Genomic DNA, 3764 nt, shown 5'->3' with positions numbered 1-3764 from the left:
TGGTCGACAAATCACAATTTGCTTGTGAGATAGCTATAAAAGTGTGGAGAAATAGCTTGAAATTTAGTATAATATAGCTAAACTATTTGTTTAAAGTGAGAAAAAAATGGGAAATTTTAGCTTTCTTTTAAAAAATGACGAATATGAATCTTTTTCAAAACCTTGCATTGAAGCTGAGAATATGATTGCTACATCAACTGTGGCTACTGCCTTTATGGCGCGTCGTGCTTTAGAGCAGGCTGTCCATTGGATATATAGTCACGATTCATATTTAGAAGCTCCCTATCGTGCTACTCTATCTTCTTTAGTATGGGATGATGATTTTAGGGATATCGTAGATTCTGAACTCCACAAGCAGATAGTTCTGTTGATTCGGTGGGGAAACCATGCTGCTCATGGTGGTGAAATTAAGGAACGAGAAGCTATTTTAGCTTTGCATCATTTGTATCAGTTTGTTAATTTTATCGATTATTGTTACAGCAATGAGTTTGTGGAGCGTTATTTTGATGAGAAGTGCTTACCACTTTCAGCAAACATCAAATACCGAGAAACTCCACAATCTATGATAAAGTTACAAGACAGTTTACCAGAACTGCCTGATTTTCATGAACAGATGGCTGCTCAGTCCGTAGAAGTTCAAGAGACTTATACTGAAAAACGTGAGACTGCAGCGCAACGGCAAGATGTGCCTTTCCATATTGATCAATTATCTGAGGCAGAGACAAGAAAGCTCTTTATTGATATTGATCTCCGTCTAGCAGGATGGATATTTGAAGAAAACTGTCGTGTTGAGATAGCTGTTGATGGTCTGAAGCACGGTTCAGGAATTGGTTACTGTGACTATGTACTTTATGGTAAAAATGGGAAAATTTTAGCGATTGTGGAGGCTAAAAAAGCCTCTGTCAATCCAGAAGTAGGGGAAGTACAGGTCAAAGAATATGCTGAAGCTCTGGAGAAACATATCGGCTATCAGCCAATTTGCTTTATTACAAATGGGTTGAAGCACTATATACTTGATGGTCCGAACCGCCGCCAGATTGCAGGCTTTTACTCTCAAGAAGAATTGCAATTAGTGATGGATAGACGTCATCTTCAAAAACCACTTGAGGATATTTCTAGTAAAATTAGAGACGATATTTCCGGGCGTCACTACCAAAAACATGCGATTGCAAGCGTTTGTGAAGCTTTCTCTAATCATCGTAGACAGGCACTTTTGGTTATGGCAACTGGGGCTGGGAAAACTCGTACAGCAGTTTCTCTAGTTGATACCTTATCACGTCATAACTGGGTAAAAAACGTTCTCTTCTTAGCCGATAGAACTTCCTTGGTTAAGCAAGCCTATGATTCGTTTAGAAAATTACTCCCAGATCTTTCCGTTTGTAACTTCTTAGAAGATAAAGAAGGAGCTCAATCAAGTCGCATGGTCTTTTCAACTTATCCGACCATGATTGGAGCGATTAGTGGTCAAGAAGAAGTAAATCAACGCCCTTTCACTGTTGGGCATTTTGACCTTATCATAATTGACGAGTCTCACCGTTCTATTTATCAGAAATACAAGTCCATTTTTGATTATTTTGATGCAAGGATTGTAGGCTTAACAGCTACTCCGCGTCAAGATTTAGATAAAAATACCTATGGATTCTTTAATTTGGAGAATGGGGTTCCAACATATGCATATGATTTGGAAGAGGCTGTTAAAGACGGATATTTAGTAGCCTATCATTCTATCGAAACCAAACTGAAACTACCTACGGATGGTCTACATTATGATGATTTGTCTGAAGAAGAAAAGGAACATTTTAATAGCAAATTTGAAGACGATAGCTGTGAAAAAGATATTGATGGGAGTGTATTTAATTCCTTTATTTTCAATAAAAGTACAGTAGAAATTGTTTTAAATGAACTCATGACAAGAGGAATTCAGACAGCCTCGGGTGATGAAATTGGTAAAACTATTATTTTTGCTAAAAATCATGATCATGCGGAATATATCAGAGGTATTTTTAACAACCGCTATCCTGAAAAAGGGAGCGACTATGCTCAGGTAATTGATTATAGTATTAAGCATTATCAGACCTTGATTGATGATTTTAAAATTAAGGAGAAGTATCCTCAAATTGCGATTTCTGTCGATATGTTAGATACAGGTATTGATGTACCAGAGGTTGTGAATTTAGTCTTCTTCAAGAAAGTACGCTCTAAAACTAAGTTTTGGCAGATGATTGGTCGAGGAACCCGTCTATGTAAAGATTTATTTGGACCTGAGCAGGATAAGGAAAACTTTTTGGTATTTGATTATGGGGACAATTTTGATTATTTTCGTGCAGATCCAAGAGATGGAGAGGGTCGTCACATTGTTTCGTTGACTCAGCGTTTATTTAATATCAAAGTGGACTTGATTCGAGAACTTCAGGGACTCCAATACCAAGAAGATCAGTTTGCGAGAGCATACCGTCAGGAGCTTGTTTCAGAACTTCAAGGTCGTATAGAGAGCTTAAATGAGTTAGACTTCAGGGTTCGTATGGTTTTAGATACAGTTTATAGCTATAGGAAATTGGAAAGTTGGCAGAATCTAACTGCTGTTACAAGTGAAACTATTCAAAAAAATCTCTCTCCGCTTTTATTTGATGAAGATAAAGAAGATGAGATGGCGAGGAGATTTGATTTGTGCTTACTTCATATTCAGTTGGGGCAACTGACAGCTAAATCTTCCACTGTTCATATTTCCCAAGTGATGAAGACGGCTAGAGCTCTTTCTGCTATTGGCAATATCCCGCAGGTTTTTGAGCAGGCTGAAATTATCAGGAAAGTACAGGAGCCTGAATTTTGGAAAGAAGTTAGCTTGTCTGATTTGGAAAAAATTCGTCTTGCTATTCGATATTTATTACAGTTTTTGGATAAGACAGACCGTAAACCCTACTATGTTAACTTTGAAGATCGTATACTCTCCACTGTTCACGAGACCACAGCATTTTTGCAGGTCAACGATCTTCGATCTTATAATGAAAAAGTTGAGCATTATTTGAAAACTCATCTGGATGAAGAGTCCATTTCTAAGCTATACCATAATAAAAAGTTGACATCTGATGATATGCTTGCACTTGAAAAATTGCTCTGGGAAAAATTAGGTAGCAAATCAGACTACCAACATCATTATGAAAATAAGGCAATTCCGAGATTGGTGCGTGAGATTATTGGCTTAGATAGAGAGTCTGCCAATCGTATTTTTTCTAAATTTTTGTCGGATGAGAATCTTAATGCCAGGCAGATTTCATTTGTGAAATTGATTGTAGACTACATTGTAGAAAATGGTTTTTTAGAGATGAAAGTGTTAACGCAAGAGCCGTTTAAATCTCATGGATCTGTTCAACTACTCTTTCAACACCAACTACCAGTACTTCGTAATATTGTTCAAACCATTGAGCTCATCAATAATCGAGCTGGAGAAGCGGCTTAAATTCTAAAGTGATTGCCATACTGAGACTCATTTAAAATTAAAAAGAGTAGAAATTTATGTCATATATGAGAAGTTTTATTAGGAAGAATGTCATCGTTTTCCTAGAATACAGTATCAGTTGTTAAGTGGCTGATAAATTTCAAAGTAGATACTTGTACCACGATGTTTGTTGATCGAGTTATTATAAAAGAGCTACTTTGATTTTAAAGAAATAGAAAACAAAAAGCCGAGCAAGAATTCAATTGCAGGAGAAAATGAAGGAATACTCAGTGAAAATCAAAGAGCAAACTAGCCGCAGGCTGCTCAA

1 protein-coding gene and 1 pseudogene are annotated in these 3764 nt (G+C 36.9%); both read left to right on the top strand.

The window, feature by feature from the left end:
- A pseudogene (locus HT715_RS09725) lies at positions 1-77 on the top strand (type I restriction endonuclease); the annotation flags it as partial.
- A gap of 29 nt (positions 78-106) precedes the next feature.
- Complete coding sequence (locus HT715_RS09720; RefSeq protein WP_172922933.1) at positions 107-3457, top strand: DEAD/DEAH box helicase family protein; 3351 nt, start codon at positions 107-109, stop codon at positions 3455-3457.
- The last annotated feature ends 307 nt before the right edge of the window (positions 3458-3764 follow it).

This window comes from Streptococcus sp. 4155 (assembly GCF_013276695.1).
Lineage (GTDB): Bacteria > Bacillota > Bacilli > Lactobacillales > Streptococcaceae > Streptococcus > Streptococcus pseudopneumoniae.
This window is presented reverse-complemented; position numbering and strand designations above follow the sequence as displayed.